Annotated in this window: 14 protein-coding genes; 3 read left to right on the top strand and 11 right to left on the bottom strand. The window is 44.3% G+C overall.

Going from position 1 to position 16,801, the window contains the following annotated elements; all coding sequences use genetic code 11:
* The 11 genes from metE to leuS all read right to left on the bottom strand — a co-directional run bounded on the left by metE (position 1) and on the right by leuS (position 14,680).
* Positions 1 to 2,379, bottom strand: coding sequence for a 5-methyltetrahydropteroyltriglutamate--homocysteine S-methyltransferase (metE, locus tag HXT29_RS01190; RefSeq protein ID WP_422118402.1), 2,379 nt, complete (start codon positions 2,377 to 2,379; stop codon positions 1 to 3).
* A gap of 118 nt (positions 2,380 to 2,497) precedes the next feature.
* Positions 2,498 to 3,055, bottom strand: a complete 558-nt coding sequence (locus HXT29_RS01185) for a SixA phosphatase family protein (RefSeq protein WP_422118401.1) — start codon at positions 3,053 to 3,055, stop codon at positions 2,498 to 2,500.
* Positions 3,056 to 3,064: 9 nt separating this feature from the next.
* The gene (locus tag HXT29_RS01180) at positions 3,065 to 4,216 is read right to left on the bottom strand and encodes a tRNA (adenine-N1)-methyltransferase (RefSeq protein ID WP_422118400.1); all 1,152 of its coding nucleotides are present in this window, start codon (positions 4,214 to 4,216) and stop codon (positions 3,065 to 3,067) included.
* 44 nt (positions 4,217 to 4,260) lie between these two features.
* The gene (tsaD, locus tag HXT29_RS01175) at positions 4,261 to 5,304 is read right to left on the bottom strand and encodes a tRNA (adenosine(37)-N6)-threonylcarbamoyltransferase complex transferase subunit TsaD (protein ID WP_004106430.1); all 1,044 of its coding nucleotides are present in this window, start codon (positions 5,302 to 5,304) and stop codon (positions 4,261 to 4,263) included.
* An 11-nt stretch (positions 5,305 to 5,315) separates the two neighbouring features.
* Complete coding sequence (gene rimI, locus HXT29_RS01170; protein ID WP_004119018.1) at positions 5,316 to 5,846, bottom strand: ribosomal protein S18-alanine N-acetyltransferase; 531 nt, start codon at positions 5,844 to 5,846, stop codon at positions 5,316 to 5,318.
* 25 nt (positions 5,847 to 5,871) lie between these two features.
* The gene (tsaB, locus tag HXT29_RS01165) at positions 5,872 to 6,699 is read right to left on the bottom strand and encodes a tRNA (adenosine(37)-N6)-threonylcarbamoyltransferase complex dimerization subunit type 1 TsaB (protein WP_422118399.1); all 828 of its coding nucleotides are present in this window, start codon (positions 6,697 to 6,699) and stop codon (positions 5,872 to 5,874) included.
* A gap of 89 nt (positions 6,700 to 6,788) precedes the next feature.
* On the bottom strand, positions 6,789 to 7,361 hold the full coding sequence (gene tsaE / locus HXT29_RS01160) for a tRNA (adenosine(37)-N6)-threonylcarbamoyltransferase complex ATPase subunit type 1 TsaE (RefSeq protein WP_422118398.1): 573 nt from the start codon (positions 7,359 to 7,361) through the stop codon (positions 6,789 to 6,791).
* A 71-nt stretch (positions 7,362 to 7,432) separates the two neighbouring features.
* The gene (gene holA, locus HXT29_RS01155) at positions 7,433 to 8,440 is read right to left on the bottom strand and encodes a DNA polymerase III subunit delta (protein WP_422118397.1); all 1,008 of its coding nucleotides are present in this window, start codon (positions 8,438 to 8,440) and stop codon (positions 7,433 to 7,435) included.
* 66 nt (positions 8,441 to 8,506) lie between these two features.
* On the bottom strand, positions 8,507 to 10,198 hold the full coding sequence (locus tag HXT29_RS01150; RefSeq protein WP_422112051.1) for a ComEC/Rec2 family competence protein: 1,692 nt from the start codon (positions 10,196 to 10,198) through the stop codon (positions 8,507 to 8,509).
* Between the two features lie 7 nt (positions 10,199 to 10,205).
* On the bottom strand, positions 10,206 to 11,045 hold the full coding sequence (locus HXT29_RS01145; protein WP_422112050.1) for a helix-hairpin-helix domain-containing protein: 840 nt from the start codon (positions 11,043 to 11,045) through the stop codon (positions 10,206 to 10,208).
* A 650-nt stretch (positions 11,046 to 11,695) separates the two neighbouring features.
* On the bottom strand, positions 11,696 to 14,680 hold the full coding sequence (gene leuS / locus HXT29_RS01140; RefSeq protein ID WP_422118396.1) for a leucine--tRNA ligase: 2,985 nt from the start codon (positions 14,678 to 14,680) through the stop codon (positions 11,696 to 11,698).
* Between the two features lie 240 nt (positions 14,681 to 14,920).
* On the opposite strand from leuS, the gene HXT29_RS01135 reads away from it, so the two are divergent.
* The 3 genes from HXT29_RS01135 (at position 14,921) to HXT29_RS01125 (ending at position 16,785) form a co-directional block, all read left to right on the top strand.
* The gene (locus HXT29_RS01135; RefSeq protein ID WP_012914287.1) at positions 14,921 to 15,361 is read left to right on the top strand and encodes a hypothetical protein; all 441 of its coding nucleotides are present in this window, start codon (positions 14,921 to 14,923) and stop codon (positions 15,359 to 15,361) included.
* Between the two features lie 74 nt (positions 15,362 to 15,435).
* Positions 15,436 to 15,879 carry a DUF2871 domain-containing protein gene (locus HXT29_RS01130; protein WP_004106454.1) on the top strand — a complete coding sequence of 148 codons (444 nt, stop codon included), beginning with the start codon at positions 15,436 to 15,438 and terminating at the stop codon, positions 15,877 to 15,879.
* Positions 15,880 to 15,933: 54 nt separating this feature from the next.
* Complete coding sequence (locus HXT29_RS01125; RefSeq protein WP_325047851.1) at positions 15,934 to 16,785, top strand: fructosamine kinase family protein; 852 nt, start codon at positions 15,934 to 15,936, stop codon at positions 16,783 to 16,785.
* Positions 16,786 to 16,801 lie beyond the last annotated feature (16 nt).

The following is a 16,801-nucleotide window of genomic DNA, read 5'->3' as shown; positions in this document are numbered from 1 at the left end:
TCACCCCCTATTTAGATTGTTTCTTAAATTGCCGCTTGGATTTCCGCTTTGCTCGTTGCTTTGCTGATTATTAGAAAGCTCCGCACGGACCTCTTTAGCAGCAGCGACAAGATTCTCCAAGCTTGGCCAAGTTTCAGCGTCGCCTCGAGTTTTAAGACCACAATCCGGGTTAATCCAAAGCTTTTGAGCAGGCATCTTACGCAAAATCTCGTGAATACGCTCCACAAGCTCCGCCTTACCAGGAACGCGCGGAGAATGAATGTCGTAAACGCCAGGACCAGCCTCAGTCTCAAAATGCGCGTCGTGAATAGCGTCAAGCACAACCAAGTCGCCACGAGAAGCCTCAAAAGAAATCACATCCGCATCCATAGCATCAATGTCGCGAATAATGTCATTAAACTCCGAATAGCACATATGCGTGTGAATTTGCGTAGTCGCAGCAACTGCAGAATGAACAAGGCGGAAAGCAGCAATCGCCCAATCCAAATACTTCTTATGCCAATCAGAGCGGCGAAGCGGCAACTTTTCACGCAAAGCAGCCTCATCAATCTGAATCACACGAATACCCGCACGCTCCAAATCCAACACTTCATCGCGAATAGCAAGAGCCAACTGCTGAGTCTGCTGCTCGTGAGTAATATCCTCGCGAGGCCAAGACCAGTTAAGAATCGTCACAGGTCCTGTAAGCATGCCCTTAACAATATGCTTCGTGCAGCTTTGGGCATAAGCGCTCCAAGCCACAGTAATCGCAGACTCGCGAGAAACATCCGACCACACGATTGGAGGCTTCACGCAGCGAGTACCATAAGACTGCACCCAAGCGTTTTTCGTAAATTTAAAGCCGCGCAAATGCTGGCCAAAATATTCAACCATGTCGTTGCGCTCAAACTCGCCGTGAACAAGCACATCCAAGCCAATTTGCTCTTGATGCTCAATGCACTTGGCAATGCGATCGCGCATAAACTCGTCGTAAGCTTCACGCGAAATCTCACCCTTACGAAGAGCGGCTCTAGCGTTACGAATATCCTTAGTTTGCGGGAAAGATCCAATAGTAGTCGTTGGCAAATCCGGTAAGCCAAGAGCTTCCTTTTGCAAACGCTGGCGCTCAGCCCTTTCCGGCAGTCGCACAAAATCAGAATCCTTAAGATTCGCAAGACGATTAGCAACAGCAGAATCTGCTTTCACGCGCGAACCGTCGAACAAAGCCTGATTTTTAGCCAAAACGTTACTCGATTTACGGCTTTCGTCACTTTCTACAGCAAGATTTGCAATATCACGAATCTCTTGCAACTTTTCAACAGCAAAAGCAAAATATTGCAAAACATCCGCACCCAAAGCATCCTCACCAACAGTGCTAAACGGCACGTGAAGAAGCGAGCAAGCAGTAGAAACAGCCACGCGATCCGTAACATTCTTACGCAAAGCGTCAACCAAACCAAGGCTCACAGCATAATCGTTGCGCCAAATATTGCGGCCGTTCACAACGCCAGCAAAAAGCGTAGTTTTTTCGTTCACACCATAACGCTCAATGGCTGCAAGATTTTCTTCCTTACCTTCCACCAAATCAACGCCAACACCGTCAAAACCAAGATTATTCACAGTTTCGTAAGCGTCAGCAATATTGCCAAAATACGTGTTAAGAAGAAGCTTAACTTCCGCGCCCCTAGCCTCAAGCAAAGGCTTATACAAAGCTTCAAAAAGCTCCAAATCGCCTTCCTCTTTATCAAGCGCCAAATAAGGCTCATCAAACTGCAACCAAGTTGCGTGAAGCTCGCCAAAACGCTTAACAATACTCGCATAAGCAAAAGCCAGAGCCGAAATCACAGACTCAGTTACTTCCAACTCCTGAGCTTCAGGAGTACGAGCCAACTTCAAGAATGTGTACGGGCCAATCAACACAGGCTTCGTTTCCAAACCCTGCGCGCGAGCCTCCAAAAACTCGTCAAAAGGCTTAGTTCCAGCCAAATGCAAGCCTTCCGGATTCTCAACTTCCGGAACAATATAGTGGTAGTTCGTAGTAAACCACTTCTTCATTGGCAAAGCCGTCACATCTCCGCGCTCACCCTGATAGCCGCGCGCAATAGCAAAAAGCGTATCCTCAGCATGCTCAAAATTCAATTTACGATAACGCTCAGGCACAGCACCCAGCAAAATAGCAGTATCGAGCATTTGATCATAGTAGCTAAAATCGTTACTTGGAATTAAATCAATCCCAGCTTCAGCTTGCAAACGCCAATGCTTAGCTCGCAAAGACTGAGCAACTTCACGCACTTCATCCAAAGAAGCATCCTGCTTCCAGTAACGTTCAATAATCTTCTTCAACTCACGATTAGCGCCAATACGTGGGAAACCGGAAACAGAAGTAAAAACCGCAGACATACATCCTCCAAAAAATTTCTTTGACTCGCTTTAGCCTAGCAAAGAAATGCTTGAATGCGGTCATTCAAGAACTTGGGGTGTCGTTATAAGCTTAATTTATATGCTTAATTTCGTGTGATTAAGCAAAGGATTTGGGGGTTAGGATTGCGAGAGCTGTGGCACCGCGCAAGCCGCAAGTTGCGAATGGCCGATCAGACACAAGCACCACAATCGACGCATTAGCAAGCCCCAAACGCATCGCCCCAAGCACATCCGGATCCGAATCAGGCGAAGAAAGCCACTGCGCAGCCATAGACATCGTCGGCTCATGCCCGACAATCATCGTCGTACGAACATCGCCTCGAATCGCCTGCAACTCGTCCATAACCGATTGCATGCCGCCATCATAAAGACTTTTGCGCGACTCAACCACAGGAGAGTCGCCAAAACGCTTCAACATGCGTTTCAAAGTTTGCTCAGTGCGATTCGCACTAGAACACACAATATAATCCGGCACAAGCTTCAAAGATTCCAAGCCTTTTGCCATAATTTTCGCTTGCTTCAAGCCCTTATCGGTAAGGCCACGACCCCAGTCGTCACCCATTTGAGGAGCCTCAGCTTTAGCATGACGCATCAGCAACAAAACGTACTTACTATGATGTGCTTTCTTCATAAGCTTTTTCATTGGTGATGCCATAATGCTCTCCTACTTAGCTTGATTAAGCGATGATTGTTGTGTAGACTGCGAATCTTGCAAATCTTGCGACTGCGAATCTTCCGGCAATTGCGCAAGCTGCACGTCTAAATCACGTAAAACTTTACGCAATTTACGATCCGAAATATCGCGCAAAGACAAGTCTTCCAACTGTTCAGCGCGCTCTTCTGCTGTCATATCGTCAATATCGCTCACAGTATCTTTAGTTCCATGCTCACGCTTTTTCAAAGCGCTAAAACCTTCAGCCATTGCGCGCGAAACAATCAAAAATCCAGTGTGACCAATCATCGCGTGATCCGGACGAACCGCCAAACCTTGAGCTTTCCAAGTGCGCTCCAATGTTTCTTGAATTTCCGGCTCCGTCCACATGCCACTTTCTCGCAAAGCTTCAGCCATGCGAGACATTTGCGTTGTAGTCGTCACGTACGCAACAAGCACGCCTCCAGGCACAATAACTCGATGTGCTTGTTCAAGGCGATTCCAAGGGTCAAGCATGTCTAGCATAATGCGATCCACGCTGTGCGCATCTAAGGTTTTTGCAACAGAATCAAAATCGCCAGTAAGCAAATTCCACCATTCTGGGCGCTTTCCGTAGTACAAAGTTGCGTTAGACTCGGCAATGCGCGCAAAATCCGGGCGAAGCTCAATCGTAGTAAGCTTTCCACACTCCCCAACTGCGTCCAAAAGACTTAAACTCATAGCACCAGAGCCAGCGCCCGACTCCAAAACGCGCATTCCAGAACGAATATCTCCTAAAGCGATTACTTGCGCAATATCTTTCGGATACATAATTTGCGCGCCTCTAGGCATAGAAAGCACGTAGTCAACCATGCGCGGTCGCATAACTACATAATCCCAGCCGCCAATAGCGCGAGCTGCTTTCCAAGGCTTATTGCCAGATTTTGAAAGGTCTTTAGATTCTTGATTTTCGCTATTTTGCTGAGATTCGCGCTTTGCACTAACAGTAGTAATTACAACGCCTTCGCTTTGGCCAATCACGTCGTCGTGACAAATAAGGCCGTGCTCAGTTTGTGTAAATCCGCCTGCAATAAGTTGTGCAGTAATTCGCTTACCTTTACGATCAGTGAACTGAATCTTCTCACCTACTCGTAACACACCACTACGCGAATTAACTGACTGCACAAAACACCTCGCAACTTTAAAGCGACTTTTATTATTGCTACTTATTATAAGCTCACAGTGGTAAGAGGCATTGCAGAATCGATTGCAAAATCGGGAGCAGAAGGACGAACCCCTGCTTCTACCAAATTTACGCCAAGCATTGCAACCATCGCACCGTTATCCGTGCAAAGCTTAAGCTCTGGCAAACGCACTTCAATTCCATGCTCCTTGCCGCAAGCCAGCAAATGCTCACGAAGCTGCGAATTAGCAGAGAATCCGCCGCCAATCATCAACGTTTTAGAACCGTACTGCTCGCAGCCCATCATAGCTTTGCGTGAAAGCACTTCCGCCACAGAATTAGCCAAAGAAGCACACACGTCGTCAACTGGAATTTCAAGCCCTTGAGCCTCACGCGCTTCAACCCAGCGCGCAACAGCAGTTTTTACGCCCGAGAAGCTGAAATCGTACGGATGCTCTTTGCCGGAACGACCTTGCGTCAAGCCTTGCGGAACTTTCAAAGTATCCGGATTTCCAAGCCTTCCATGCCTATCAATATGAGGGCCACCCGGGTATGGGAACCCAAGCAAACGCGCAACTTTGTCAAAGCACTCGCCTGCAGCATCGTCCAAAGTTGTGCCAACAACGTCAATACTTCTAGCAATATCGTTCACGTGAAGAAGCGAAGTGTGACCGCCGGAAACAATTAAAGCCAGCACATCTTCCGGCACGTCGCCGAATTGCAATTGTGTTACTGCAATATGCCCAATTACGTGATTAATACCATAAATCGGCTTATTTGCAGCCCAAGCTAGTGCTTTAGCTCCCGAAACTCCCACAGCTAAGCAGCCAGCAAGACCAGGACCTGCGCTTACTGCAATCGCGTCAACATCGCTTAAATCCATGTTTGCGTCTGCCAATGCTTTAGAAACAACCGGCACGAAAGCTTCAGCGTGCGCACGAGAAGCAATTTCTGGAATTACGCCACCGTAGCGTGCATGCTCCTGCATTGAAGATGCCACCACATTCGACACCAGAGTACGTCCGCGCACAATAGCTGCGGCAGTTTCGTCACAAGTTGATTCAATCCCCAATACGATTGCTTCGCTCATTTTATTCCTCGTTATTCCTCAGTTCCGTTATTTTTTGCGGTTAGATCAGCGCACATTGTGTACGCATCCACGCCTTCCGGCTGATAGTAACGTTTCCGCAAACCCATTTTCTTAAAACCAAAACGTTCATACAACACGAGCGCAGGAACATTGTCAACTCGCACTTCTAGCAACATGCGCTTAGCACCAATTTTTTCTGCGGTTTTGATCATAGTTGATAAAAGTTCCGACGCTAGGCCTTTTCTTTGATATTGTTTTGCAATGCCAATTGTCATTATTTGCGCGTCATCGCCGTCAAACCAGTAGCCGGCATACCCGCATAACGTATGCGTATTTTCGTCGATTTGAGCGTAATACGCGCGCATAGGAGCTTGCAATTCTTGCGAAATCATGCTCTCATTCCATGAGCCTTTGCCAAACAAGTCGGCTTCAATAGGAGCTATTTTTTGCGCTAACTCATTGCAAGTAAAATCGCACTTTGGAACTATATTGCAATTCTCGACTACTGCTGGAAATTTAGAACGCGTTATATCAACAATCATAATTACTCAAATCGTTAAAACGCTTCTATTTTTCTTTTGCCTTATTCGCTTCGCCAGAGCCAAGCACATGCTTAAGCGGATTTGGCACAGACACGTCCGGACGGCGCAAATAAAGCGGTTCAACAGCTTTTACGCGCTCATCTTTATCGACGCAATTCTCAGCGCACTGCTCGAAAATTTGCAAGCCTTGCACACCCAAGTCAAGCGCAGAAACTTCAGCAATAACGCCAATATTGGCAATATTTCGCCAATCTTCAACGTATTTTTTAGCACCGTGTCCGAGCACATCCACGCAATAATTTTCGTTAGTTTTGCTTGCTAAATACTCATTCACACGAGCAACAACATTTTGCGGATAGTCAATATCCATATCTATTAGCGCATTTCCTTCGTTGTCGTATAAGGACATGTACACTTGGCGACGACGCGCATCATTTAGTGAAAGCACGTAGTGACGAATATTAGAGTCGCAAGAATCCACAGAATTCGGAATATTTAGTAGCAAATCCTTGCAAATAACGCCATTTTTGCGAGCTTCTTCGAACGCGCCGGAACGCATCATCAAACTTTGAGGAAGAAGACTATCACACCCCAAAATTTCAGCATTATTTGCAAATGCAATCGCTTTTGCTGCAACTAATCCTGCGCGAAGTCCTGTAAAAGGAGCAGGACCTACTCCCACAACCACGCGTTTAATATCGGAAGACTTAAGCCCAGCGTCCTCCACAACTTTTGCAATATTTACTTGTAAACGCTCCACGTGAGTGCGAGAGTCGGTTTCAACAATCGGCTCATGGCCCACAATTCCAACAGTAGAACCAAATGATGTGTCAATAATCAGCGTATTACTCATGTTCATTCCTCGAAATCACGTACCAGACTAGCTTACTCGCTTAGCACAACTTGATTTATTTGTTGCGATATTTACTCGCGTATTTCTAATTACAATTTTGCAAGTCGATTAAGCCAATCCTTGCCAACAGCTTTCAAAGTTAAGATTCGCTCGCCATCGCTAGCAAAATCGTCTACTTGCGAAGAGTCAATAGGTCTTGCAATATGAACTTCTAAGCGCTCAGCAGCAAGCACTCCTGCCATTTGCTCACCCCACTCCATAAGCACAACAGTGCCGTCTCCTGGCTCTTCCAAAGCTTCGTCAAGCCCCAAAGATTCAAGCTCGTCAAGCAAACGCGAAACAGTATCTTGCCCCGGAGCAAAATCTTCGCCACCCAAACGATAAGCATCAACGTGAATTAGCGTCGCCGGCTTACCATCCGCAAAAGTGCCATGCAATTCGCGCGCAATCGTAAAAGTTGGAGACACAATCGGCTCACTAATTGAAAGCCCTGCACCAAAACCTTGAGCGAACGTTGTTTTACCAGCTCCAAGAGGACCAGAAAGCAGCAAAACGTCGCCTTCTTTAACTAGTTTTGCCACAGCTTTACCAAGCTCGCGCATATCAGTATCCGTAGGCACAGTACACACTTTTTGCTGTTCTGACACCGTTTCTTCTTTCATACTTAACACAATCTTTCTAATTTGCAGTTCTTAATTTACGTTTCTTATTTACGATTCTTAATTTACGCTTTCTAATTTCCTCGAGACGCAATGAGCATAATACATTTTTCAAGCGCATAATTCGCATCACTAGATCCGCCTTTGCACTGCTCATCCGCCCAAGCTAAAGATTGCAAACATTTAGAAACACCTGCACTATTCCATCCAGCAAGCTGACGCATTGCCATTTTAAGAGCCCACGGGTTTACTTTCGCTTCAGCACTAGAAATCGTGCCGTTGCGAATTGCCATTGCGAGCGCAATTACGCGTACTTTTGCAGCCAAAGCACCTATTAATGCTATGGCGTCAACTCCTTGAGCAATTGCAGTTCTTGCTGCAAGCACAGCAGAACCTGCATGACCTGCAACAGCTTTATCTGCAACAAAAAAGCCGGTAACTTGCGGATCTGCAATCAAGTATCGGTCGACAATATCAAGCGTTATTGGATTATCGTCATAGTCGAAGCATAATTGCGAGCATAATGCTGCAAGCTCCCCTGTTTTACTTCCCAAAACTGACACAAGACGTTGTGCTGCTTGAGGCTCAACGCTTCGATTGTGACGCTCAAATATGCTCATAACGAAGTTGAGCTTGGCATCGTCTTTTTTAAGATCCGGCACTGTAATTGTGTTTGCGCCAGCTTTCGTAAGGCGCGTAATAATAGACTTTCCTTTAAGCCCACCTTCGTGACGCGCAATAACCCAAGTTGCAGAAGAGTCTACAAAATTATTTTCGCTATTTTCACTATTTTGCGTTTGTTTGCAGAAATTTTCGATTGCGTCCACTAAAGACTCGTCTGCTTGTTGCAAATTATTTATTATTACAATCGTTCCGTCACCGAAAAGCGAAGGACCTACAGCTTCGTCAAATGCGTACTGATCCGCAGTTGACGCATCAAGTTCAATAATTTCAGCATCCGGAGCACTTTTTTGAACTTTTTCACGCACATTTCGAACATTGAGCTCGTTTAAGTAAGCGTCACCTCCAACTACCAGCGTAACTGGCATAACGCGTTGCGCGCGCTTATTATTTGCTGCCATAATGCTCCTTAAACCAACCAACTCTTAACCATCATAATATTGCATTCGAATATGCGTGCGTGTTTGCTACTCTTCGAAAATTTTCTCTGCTTCTCGTAACGTTCGCTTTGCCGAAGCAGACCACAGTTGACCAATTATGCTAGCTCTTTGAACATAATACTTATTGCGAAAAGCTCGCAAAGCTAGCATAAACAAAGCCAATATCACAAATTCTGCACACAACATTGCCCACGCTCCTGCAGCACCTTTTATCCATGGAAACACGCCAAAAGATACTTCATCGCACCAACACGCGCACTTTTGCATAAAGCTTGTTCCAATTGATGAAGCTCTCGCAAAAATAAGCGATAATCCACCGTTAAAGCTCGCACAAACTAGTGAAATTAAGCCGCACACTGTTGCCCAATCCATAAGAGGCGCAACTATTAGATTAGCTGGCACAGACATAAATGACACTTCCGGTTGCATAAGAATTTGCACTGGCATAGTCCAAAATTGTGCAGAAAGCGTTATAGCTAGCGCAGAAGCAACACAAGATGGCATATATTTTGCAAGCGTTTTAGAAATCGGCACTCCCATAACAACAATTCCCAAAGTTGCTGCAGAAGAAAGAGCAAAAGCATAATCCCAAGCATACGAAGGGTTTACTAGTAACACTCCAATAACAGTCCAACTTAAAGCACTAACTGACTGGTATGGACGTTTGCAACACCACGCAACAGCGGATATTATTCCCATAATTAACGCTCGAAGCACAGATGCAGAAGGGTAAACTATCGCAGCCAAAGCAATTTGCAACGTAATTTGTATTAAAGATGTAGCCCAACGAGCCAACAGTAATCGTGCGCAAAACTTGCGAATAATCATACTAAGTAGCAAAAAGTGTCCGCCTGAAACTGCCATAACGTGCATGATTCCAGCATGTTGAAAATGTTGACGTGTCATATTCGCATAAGTTTCGTCGACAGGCTCAAGTGAACTTGCATCCTCTACTGGCACATATTCTTGCCCAAGCATGCCAACAGTTACTCCAGGAACCAACATTCTGCCTTGCATATCGAGCTTATTTGTTACGTCATAAAACGATTTCCACAAATTACTAACGGCTTTGTGCCAAAAGTCTGAGTCTTGTACAACATGCAAATTTCGTTGAGTTTTTTCTACATGCAATTCAGGCTTACTACTATCAAATCTCGAAGCTTTCACGCTAACAGGAACGCTTAGGCTAGAACCATAGCTAAGTTGCTTGCATATTGGCGAATACGCATACAGTCGCGCTTGAACGTAACTTTTTTGCGCATCAAACTTATGCACTTGAACATTAGCTTGGCAATCTCCTTTAAAACTTCTAGACGAGCGCACAGGAGTAACTACTGTAAATTCTGCAAAATGTGCGCGCCCGGCATTATTTCCTCGAGAATACAGTGCTTTAATAGGATTATTGCCGCGTATTTCTCGCATAATAACGTCACCAGATATCACATATTGAGTTATGTACGAAAGCATGAACGCAGCTACAAAAGCGTTTATTATCACTAAAACTGTTCTACGCCATATAAAAAACTTAAATTTTTTGCAAAATATAAAAATCGAAACTATAGTTGCATTGAATAAAACTATTGAAATGCAATAAATTATAGTAAAATCGCATAAGAATTTTCCAATTAAGCATCCAGCCCAGCACGCTGCAGCAACAGGAATCATACGAAAGTCACGACTTCCAGAAACGTTTTCTACTTTTTCTACGTTTTCTCGCATAATTCACCTATTTGACGTCAACATTCCCACGGAATTTATTCAAGGTTTTAGGCCCAATTCCTTTAATTTGCATCAAATCTTCTAAACTGCGAAAATAACCAACTCTTTTACGCTGAGCGATAATGCGCGCAGCAGTTTTGGGACCGATTCCTTTTAAGGTTTCTAGTTGATCAAGCGTCGCAGTGTTTATATTGATTCTGCCAGTGTTACTTTGATTAGAAGCAGTATTTTTGTCGCTTCTGTCACTTTTATTACTTCTGTCACTTTTATTACTTCTGTCGCTTTTGTTGCTCACGTCGCTTTTGTTGCTCACGTCGCTTTTGTTGCTCACGTCGCTTTTGTCGTTACTATCACCTTTACTTCCTCTGTTGCCTTTACTTCCGTCACCTCCGCTGTTTTCGTCGAGTTCATTACTTACACTTTTTTCTTCATCATCATTTTTATTGTTACCTTTTAAATCGCTAAAAGAATGCTTTTCGCGACTAGTATCGTCGTTTTCTATTGCAAACGCGCCTGCTTTTTCGTTCTGAACTCGTTGATATGTTAAGGATTGAGAAATAAGCATTGTCAAGCTTGCACAAAGAGCCGCAACTAGTATCAGCATTAAAGCAAGCGTATGTACAGGCTTCATGTGAAATCTAGGATGAGTTTTTCTACTTATAATTTCTTCATCAAAAGAATTACAAGCTTTTTCGCAATAGTCGTCACTAAAATTTTTATCAACATTGCTGTTAGAAAATTCTTCTAAAGACGTTGCAATTCGTCTCCTAGGCAAATCAGACGCAGGCTTATTAAGCCTAAAATTATGCTCATGATTCTGCCCAAAATTCTGCTCAAAGTCTTCCATAAATCCCCCAACTCTTAAAGTTCTTAACTTAACTATTGGGCAACTTATAACACTTCGCAACAAAAATATGCGCCTGTGGTTAAAACCTTTAACATTCTCTACTGTTCAAAGAACACTAAAATTAAAGCTCTGCTGACACCACACCAAACACACTCACCCACAAACTACCCCGCAGCTTAATTAAGCGACTTTAGTGTACGAATACCAACGTGGTGAGATTTGAGATTTTTCGCACTGAGCGAGGCGAACGTCAGAGCCGCAGGCTGCTGATTCGCCAAGCGAAGAAGAAAAATCGAAAAATCTCTGCGATGAGCACGGTTATTAACGATTATCACGCAGAGTTTGGGGGATTTCTCTACGAGCACTAAAAGAGGACTGATGGAGCAACATTCTTTAAAGAAAGGCAAACACAATAAACGCCTTTAACAGCCAAAGCGACTGAAGGACGGGACGTGCGAGGAGAGAAATCCCCCAAAACTCGCGCCACATAAAGCAAGTATTTGCGCAAACACAAATTTTCTAGCCTCGTCAAAACCAAAAAACTAAATCAGTTACAAAACTCATAGACGAAACCCAAGAATAACAAAAAATGCTGTAAAGCACGAAAAATCGCGCAATACAGCATTAATTAAGCAGATTTTAGCTTCGACTCAGCTCTCGTCAGGCACAATAGACACAATCTTAGGAGCCTTCACAATCACCTTGCGCGGAGCCTTACCGCCCAAGCGATCAGCTACAGCTTCTAGCGCGAGCTTTTCAAGCTCAGAAGCGTCAATATTTGGGTCAACTTCAAGCTTTGCTCGAACCTTGCCCTTTATTTGCACAACGGCAGTAACAGTATCCTCACCAACGTAGCGAGAATCCGCAACAGGCCAATCTGCGTGAGCAATCGACTTTGCGTGTCCAAGCTTGCTCCACATTTCTTCGCAAATATGCGGCGCAATTGGAGCCAGCATAAGAACCAGCGGCTCGACAGCTGCTCGCGGCACGTGAGGAAGCGAAGTCAAGTGGTTGTTAAGCACAATCAGCTTAGCAATTGCAGTATTTGGACGCATTGCTTCCATTTCCACAGTCACTTCTGCAATTGTGTTGTTAAGAACCTTCAACGTCTTCTCGTCGAGTGCGTCGTCGGTTACCACGCAAGCTCCGGTTTCTTCGTTCACAACGTTACGCCACAAGCGCTGCAAGAATCGCATGCCACCAACAACGTTACGCGTATTCCACGGGCGAGATTCAGAAAGCGGACCCATGCTCATTTCGTACAAGCGGAACGTATCTGCACCGTAGTTCTCGTACATGTAGTCTGGAGTCACAATATTCTTTAAGCTCTTGCCCATTTTGCCGAACTCGCGGTTCACGGTTTCGCCGTGCCATGTAAAGGTTGGCTCACCAGCGCTGTTTGAAGCACCTTCTTCAACCTCGTCAGCAGGAACGTACTGTCCGCGCTCATCCGTGTAAGCGTAAGCCTGAATCATACCCTGGTTAAACAAGCGGTGGAATGGTTCAGCAGAATCCACGTAACCCAAGTCGTAAAGCGCCTTATGCCAGAAGCGCGAGTAAAGCAAGTGCAAAACTGCATGCTCTACACCACCAACGTAAAGGTCAACGCCTCCAGATACGTGCTCTTTGCCTGGACGGTTTGTGCCCATCCAGTAGTCGTATTCATCGCTGTCAACCATATGCTCAGCATCGTTTGGATCCAAGTAGCGCATGTAATACCAGCAAGAACCAGCCCAGTTCGGCATAGTGTTGGTGTCACGATAGTAGGTTTTTACGCCATCGCCAAGGTCGAGCTGAACTTTTACCCAATCTTCGTTTCGGCTCAAAGGTGCTTCAGGCTCCGAATTTGCATCGTCTGGAGCGTAAGTTTTTGGCTGATAGTCAGGAACGTCCGGCAATGCAATTGGAAGCTCGCTATCTGGCACTAAGTGAGCAACACCATCTTCGTCATAAACGATTGGGAATGGCTCACCCCAGTAGCGCTGGCGAGAGAACAGCCAGTCGCGAAGTCGGTAAGAAACCCTACCTTTTCCTACGCCTGCAGCTTCAAGCCAAGTAGTCACCTTTTTAATAGCTTCGTCTACGCGCAAACCGTTAATAGACAAAGCGTCACCAAGCTTGTGCGTATGTTCTACTGCTGAATTAATAACAATTCCGTCGTGAGAAACAAACGGAGCTTTACCTTCGTAATCTGCCAACTTTTCTTCGGAATCAGGCAAAGGCTCAACAGTGTAAATTACTGGCAAACCGAATGCTTTTGCGAAATCATAATCGCGCTGGTCGCCGCCAGGAACCGCCATAATTGCGCCTGTACCGTAACCCATAAGCACGTAGTCAGCAGCAAACAGCGGAAGTTTTGCTCCAGTTACAGGATTAATTGCGTAAAGACCAGTAAACAAGCCGGTTTTTGCTCCTGCATCTTCCGTGCGATCTTTAGCAGTCTTCGCGCGAGCTTGAGCTTGATACTCTGCCAAGCTTTCTTTAAGACTTGCGTAACCGCCCTTCCAGCTTTCTGGAACGTCCGCACCCCAAGCTTCTGGAACATGCTCAAGAATTGGGTGATCTACGGAAACAACCGCAAACGTTGTACCAAAAAGCGTGTCTGGACGAGTAGTGTACACTTCCAAATCGCGCGTTTCGCCGTCCGCACATGGCACTTCAAAGTGCACAGATGCACCGTGAGATTCGCCGATCCAGTTTCGCTGCATAAGCTTAACTTTTTCTGGCCAATCAATAGTGTTCAAATCTTCCACCAAGCGGTGTCCATAAGCGGTAATTCGCATGGACCACTGGCGAAGGTTGCGCTGGAATACTGGGAAGTTTCCGCGTTCAGACTTACCTTCTGCAGTAACTTCCTCGTTTGCAAGCACAGTTCCCAAGCCTGGGCACCAATTTACAGGAGATTTAGAAATATAAGCAATGCGGAAATTGTTTAATACATCCGCTTGCTCTACTTTATTAAGCTCTTCCCACTTTTTGCCTGCAAAACCAGGAATTTCGCGCTTGCCGCTCTTAAACTCATCAACGAGTTCAGCAATCGGACGAGCAGAACCCTTTCCGCCGTCTTTGCGCACAAAATCAGTGTCATACCAAGCGTCATAAAGCTTCGAGAAAATCCATTGCGTCCAACGCACATAATTTGTGTCAATCGTTGCAAAAGACCTACGATCGTCAAAACTCAAGCCCATACGATGCAACTGCCTGCGCATATTAGCAATATTTGCCTCAGTGGTGATGCGCGGATGCTGACCAGTTTGAACAGCATACTGTTCTGCTGGCAAACCAAAAGCGTCGTAACCCATTGCATGAAGAACATTCTCACCCTTCATGCGATGGTAACGGCTTACAACATCCGTTGCCAAATATCCAAGAGGATGTCCAACGTGTAAGCCTTTGCCGGAAGGATACGGGAACATGTCCATTGCAAAGAAAGAAGGACGACCGTCAGCAAGCTTGCCTTCGCCATCCTTCAAATCGCCTTTAACATTAGCAGCCCAGAACGTGCCTTGTTCATCCCAGGTTTTTTGCCAGCGCTGCTCAATATCTTGTGCGAGCTGCGCGTTGTAACGAAAAGCTGGCTCAGCAATAGTAGCTTTATTGTCAGCTGTTGCATACTGTTGATCGTTGTCGTTCATACCCTAGGACTATAGCGTCTAATATCGTCATTACGCAACACTTTTTACAAGTTTTATTGATATTTTATTAAGAAAATATGTAGTTTTAACGTAAGTTTTCCTAATATGCGCACAAGATTAAGATTTTATGATTATTTCGCAAAATAAATCATTACAATAGTAAATAAACTTTTTGAGCAAATAAAGATTAGAAAATTAGGTAAAATTCAATAAAACTATAAATATTAAAGAGGTTGTGAATTGAAAGTACAAAAAAATACGTTGCTTCTTATTGCTTGCTTAGTTTGGGGAGCTGCTGGTTTTAATATTCTTAAGATTGGCTTATTGGCATACCCAAATTATTTGCAGCCACTAAATTACGCTTTATCGTTATTAGTTTTTGCAATATTCCAATTCCTTATTTTTGGAAAACTCGTTAAAAAACATACTCAAAGAATTAACGGCTATGTGGAAGAAAAGCAGTTTTTCCTTAAATTCTTTGACGTTAAATCTTTTATAATCATGGCTTTTATGATGACTTTTGGAATTGTTCTTCGTGCAACAAATATCGCTCCAGAACGCTTTATTGCCGTGTTTTATACGGGATTAGGCTCCGCATTAGCCTTAGCAGGATTACTTTTTGGATATCAATTTGTTAAAACTGTATGTCCGCATTACAAAAACACTCATACTATGCAATAGTGCTTACAAACACTTGTAACACCAGCAACATTACTAAGGAATATTTGACTATCACTCTACGTAAGGAAGTTACTATGAATCATGTTATGAAACGTTATATTAATACGTCTTTGTTGTATGCTGTCCTCGCCATGATTGGCGGCGTCTTTTATCGCGAATTTACAAAATTTAATGCTTTCCATGCAAAAAGTATGCTTGCTGTAGTTCACACACACTACTTTATGCTTGGCATGGTTGTTTTTCTGTTACTTATACTAGTTGAGAAAAACTTCAGTTTTAGTAACGAAAAAACTACGAGAATCTTAATAACTTATCATATTGGACTCAACCTAACAGCAGTAATGATGATTACTCGTGGAATTGCACAAGTACTACGTCTACATCTCAGTCCATCTATAGATTTTGCCATAACTGGTTTAGCAGGAATCGGACACATCCTACTTGGCGTAAGTATTGTACTCATCTTATTGCAAATTAAACGCAGCATCGCTCATTGTGCTAATACTTCAGTAAAATAGTGAGCTTGGGAATAATTTAATTTATTAATAAATATTTTATTAAGTATGTAGCGCATGTTTCGTATGCGCTACTACGTTAAGAAGGCTTCTATGAACAACGCTGTATATAAGAAAAGTAGATTATACGCGCCTGAGCGTTTCTTTGAATGCGAAGGTAAAGGCTTAAAATGGCTTTCTGAAGCTCACAAATACGGCGGCCCTAGAGTGGCTGAAGTATTTGATTGGGGAAACGGTTACCTTAATATTGAGCGCATTGACACTCACTCAGCAACACCACTTGCTGCATTTGAGTTTGGTGCAGCGCTCGCTCATATGCACGATTACGGTGCAAAATATTTTGGTGAAGCACCAGCAGATTACGATGGCACATGCTATTTTGGACCTTTAAGTGATCCAGTTGAAATGCCAACTGGCACTTGGAGTAATGTTATTGACTACCTTGCGGACGGACGATTGCGCCCTATGGTTGAGCTTGGGATTGCTCGCGGAGAGCTTACTAAAAGCGACTTAGATCTTACAAACGAAGTTATTGATGCGCTGCCTGATTTATTAGGAAAAGCTGCAGAAGATAAGCCTGCTCGAGTTCACGGAGACTTGTGGAGCGGAAACGTGTTATGGACTAAAAGTTCAGACGGCGAACACACTGAAGCTGTTCTAATCGACCCTGCAGCACATGGTGGGCACCGCGAAGAAGATTTAGCGATGCTTCATTTATTTGGAATCAGCTATTTTAAGCAGATTTTAGACGGCTATCAGTCTGTTCATCCACTTAAAGCAGGTTTTGAGCAGCGCATGATTATTTGGCAGCTCTACCCTATTGCAGGACATTGCGTGTTCTTTGGTGGAGGCTACGTGAGCGAATACCGTAATATGTGCGAAAGTCTTATAAAAAGTTCTATAAGATAATTTTGCTCACTAAAAC

The organism is Gardnerella sp. DNF00550, assembly GCF_049262685.1.
In the GTDB taxonomy this organism is placed as follows: domain Bacteria; phylum Actinomycetota; class Actinomycetes; order Actinomycetales; family Bifidobacteriaceae; genus Bifidobacterium; species Bifidobacterium leopoldii.
This window is presented reverse-complemented; position numbering and strand designations above follow the sequence as displayed.

Excerpts from the sequence above, each read along its gene's own strand:
- HXT29_RS01125 (WP_325047851.1), top strand. The coding sequence starts at position 15,934 with ATGTTTCGTATGCGCTACTACGTTAAGAAGGCTTCTATGAACAACGCT.
- tsaD (WP_004106430.1), bottom strand. The coding sequence starts at position 5,304 with ATGAGCGAAGCAATCGTATTGGGGATTGAATCAACTTGTGACGAAACT.
- rimI (WP_004119018.1), bottom strand. The coding sequence starts at position 5,846 with ATGATTGTTGATATAACGCGTTCTAAATTTCCAGCAGTAGTCGAGAAT.
- leuS (WP_422118396.1), bottom strand. The coding sequence starts at position 14,680 with ATGAACGACAACGATCAACAGTATGCAACAGCTGACAATAAAGCTACT.
- metE (WP_422118402.1), bottom strand. The coding sequence starts at position 2,379 with ATGTCTGCGGTTTTTACTTCTGTTTCCGGTTTCCCACGTATTGGCGCT.
- holA (WP_422118397.1), bottom strand. The coding sequence starts at position 8,440 with ATGGCAGCAAATAATAAGCGCGCGCAACGCGTTATGCCAGTTACGCTG.
- HXT29_RS01130 (WP_004106454.1), top strand. The coding sequence starts at position 15,436 with ATGAATCATGTTATGAAACGTTATATTAATACGTCTTTGTTGTATGCT.
- HXT29_RS01145 (WP_422112050.1), bottom strand. The coding sequence starts at position 11,045 with ATGGAAGACTTTGAGCAGAATTTTGGGCAGAATCATGAGCATAATTTT.
- HXT29_RS01150 (WP_422112051.1), bottom strand. The coding sequence starts at position 10,198 with ATGCGAGAAAACGTAGAAAAAGTAGAAAACGTTTCTGGAAGTCGTGAC.
- HXT29_RS01185 (WP_422118401.1), bottom strand. The coding sequence starts at position 3,055 with ATGGCATCACCAATGAAAAAGCTTATGAAGAAAGCACATCATAGTAAG.
- tsaE (WP_422118398.1), bottom strand. The coding sequence starts at position 7,361 with ATGAAAGAAGAAACGGTGTCAGAACAGCAAAAAGTGTGTACTGTGCCT.
- tsaB (WP_422118399.1), bottom strand. The coding sequence starts at position 6,699 with ATGAGTAATACGCTGATTATTGACACATCATTTGGTTCTACTGTTGGA.